2 protein-coding genes and 1 pseudogene are annotated in these 1,731 nt (G+C 30.2%); all 3 read right to left on the bottom strand.

Annotated elements, in window-relative coordinates; genetic code table 11:
• A pseudogene (locus tag CIW83_RS24090) lies at window positions 1–295 on the bottom strand (MOSC domain-containing protein); the annotation flags it as partial.
• Between the two features lie 64 nt (window positions 296–359).
• Complete coding sequence (gene moaC / locus CIW83_RS24085; RefSeq protein ID WP_369819427.1) at window positions 360–752, bottom strand: cyclic pyranopterin monophosphate synthase MoaC; 393 nt, start codon at window positions 750–752, stop codon at window positions 360–362.
• A gap of 2 nt (window positions 753–754) precedes the next feature.
• On the bottom strand, window positions 755–1,731 hold a 977-nt coding region (moaA, locus tag CIW83_RS21760; protein WP_369819426.1), incomplete at its 5' end, for a GTP 3',8-cyclase MoaA.

Genomic DNA, 1,731 nt, shown 5'->3' with positions numbered 1-1,731 from the left:
TCGTCTCTCCTATAATTAGTTTTGTACCTATAGGAAGCTCATAAAGTATTATTCCCTCAGTAGTTATATTTTCTGCAAATACTCCTGGTACTAATCCTTCTATACCTTGATTTTCCATTTTATCAAAACTTTCTATACCTAATAAACTTACTTGTCTATGCCAATTACCTGAATGTGCATCTTTTTCTAATCCAAAGTTTTCTATAAATAAACCTTCTTTTATCGGTTCTTTTATTACTCCTTTTTTATCTGATATATTTATAGATAATACTTTTCCTCTAATATCTTTATACATGTAATCACCTGTCTTTCCACCTGTCTTTTTTATAAGTCGTATATCTTCAATTACCATGTCCTTATCAACTGCCTTTACACATATCATATATGGTTAAACATGCAATAGATACTGCTGTTAGTGCTTCCATTTCTACTCCTGTTTTTCCTATGGTTTTCACTTCTGATTCTACCTCTATTGCATTGTCCATTATATTAAATCTAATATCTGCTCCTGTTAAAAATATATTATGGCACATTGGAATTATATCACTTGTTTTTTTGGCTCCCATTATTCCACCTATTTGAGCTACAGATAGAACATCACCTTTTTTTATTAATCCTTCTCTAATTTTTTCTATGGTTTCTCTATTCATTCTGATTTTTCCTCTTGCTATGGCTTTTCTTCTGGTGTCTTCCTTTTCACCAACTTCTACCATATGAGCTCTGCCATGTTCATTAAAGTGTGTAAATTCCATCTTTATCCCCCTATTTGATTCATATTTCTCTTTATATATTCACCATCTTCTAAATGGTGTGATTCTTCTTTTTTATATATAGAATTAAGTATTAGTTTTTTGATATCTTGTCCACTTCTTAAAGCTTCTTTTATATCTATTTCATTATTTGAATGTAGACATAATTTCAACTGTCCTCTAGATGTTAATCTAACTCTATTACAATTGGCACAAAACTTACAGGATATTGGATTTATTATACCTACCTTGCCTTTTCCATTAGGTAATCTGTAATATACTGCTGGAGATGATATATCTTCTCTTGGTATAGATGTAAGTTCTTTAACCTTCTCTAATATAATATCGTTTGAAATAAATTTTTCTTTAGCCCAACTAGCTGCTTCACCTATTGGCATTAACTCAATAAACCTTAAATCTATTTCATCCTTTTCCGTTAACTTAACTAATGATTCTATTTCATCATCATTAAAACCACCTATAAGGACAGTATTTATCTTTATTGGTGTTAATCCTACACTCCTTGCTTCTTCTATTCCCTCAAGTACACATTTAAGTTTACCGCCTCTAGTAATTAAATTATATTTATCTTCATCTAATGTATCTAGACTTATATTCACTCTATTTAGTCCTGCTTTCTTTAACTCTTTGGCATATTCTTTTAAAAGTATACCATTTGTAGTCATTGCCAAATCCTTGACTCCTTCTAACTTTGATACCTTAGATATTAGATCAACTATACCTTTTCTCGTAAGGGGTTCTCCCCCTGTAAATCTTATTTTATTAATACCTAAATCTACAAAGGCCTTTGTTATTTCATATATTTCTTCTAATGTTAGCATTTCTTCATGAGAAAACTTAGAAATTCCCTTCTCTGGCATACAGTATCTACATCTTAGATTACATCTATCTGTTAGGGAAATTCTGAGATAATTTATTTCTCTTCCAAAAGAATCTTTCATAATAATCACCTTTTCTTTAG

The organism is Tissierella sp. P1 (assembly GCF_002266425.1).
GTDB classification, from domain to species: domain Bacteria; phylum Bacillota; class Clostridia; order Tissierellales; family Tissierellaceae; genus Tissierella; species Tissierella carlieri.
Note: the sequence above shows the minus strand (reverse complement) of the source record. Positions and strands in the feature narration are given on the sequence as shown.